Source organism: Methylobacterium sp. CCH5-D2 (assembly GCF_001556475.1).
Taxonomy (GTDB): Bacteria; Pseudomonadota; Alphaproteobacteria; order Rhizobiales; family Beijerinckiaceae; genus Methylobacterium; species Methylobacterium hispanicum.
Map to the genome: position 1 here is coordinate 1 of NZ_LSIX01000025.1, position 924 is coordinate 924.

Below are 924 nucleotides of genomic sequence, written 5' to 3' on the forward strand. Positions count from 1 at the left end.
ACAGGGTGAGGGGTATGACGTTCCCGAAAGAGGCGAGGGCCTGAACGCGCGTCGATGCCGAGCAATGTTCTGAAAGGTCATACCCCTCACCCCAACCCTCTCCCTATGGGAGAGGGGGCCGGTCGCGGCTCCGGCATGATCCGGGAGACGTCGCCCTGACGCCCGGCACGTCCTTCGAACGGGCGTTCCGAAGGCCTGATGACCGAACAGGTCTGCCGTGTGGATCATCGGGGTGCGGGAAATCTTCCGCTCGCTCGGGCCGGCCCCGTATTCGAGCGCCGGGCGTCCCGCAGATCCCAGTTGAAGCCGCATTTCGGCGACCGGGCGAGCGTTGCATTTCGAGATCGTTAACCACGTTTGGCCGTATCCCGGCCGCGAAAGCAGTCCGATCCTCTCCGGAACCCGATTTAACCGTCATCAATCTTTCCTGATCGCTCGCGGCGGCCCTCCCGGGAAACCCTTTTCTAACCGGACGCGCTCAGAGTTGCCCCAGCACCGGCACTTGTGCGGGCACAATCTGAGTATCGCCGATGGACGATCTGCTGCGTGAATTCCTGACCGAGAGCAGTGAGCATCTCGATACGGTCGATACCGAGCTGGTCCGGTTCGAGCAGGATCCGAACAACGAGACCATCCTGCGCAACATCTTTCGTCTGGTGCACACCATCAAGGGCACCTGCGGCTTCCTCGGCCTGCCCCGCCTGGAGGCGCTGGCGCACGCCGCCGAGACCCTGATGGGCCGCTTCCGCGACGGCATGCCGGTCAGCGGCGCCTCCGTCACCCTCATCCTCGCGACCCTCGACCGGCTCAAGGCGATCCTGGCCGATCTCGAGATCGCCGGCACCGAGCCCGCCGGCTCCGACGACGACCTGATCGAGGCGCTCGACCGCATGTCGGCCGGCGATCTCGAGATCGGCCAGGATC

The 924-nt window shown here is 64.9% G+C and carries 1 protein-coding gene; it reads left to right on the forward strand.

Features of this window, described 5'->3' with window-relative positions; translation table 11 throughout:
* Nucleotides 1-530: 530 nt before the first annotated feature.
* The coding region (locus AX737_RS00540; protein WP_197430395.1) for an Hpt domain-containing protein at nt 531-924 on the forward strand (394 nt) is incomplete at its 3' end.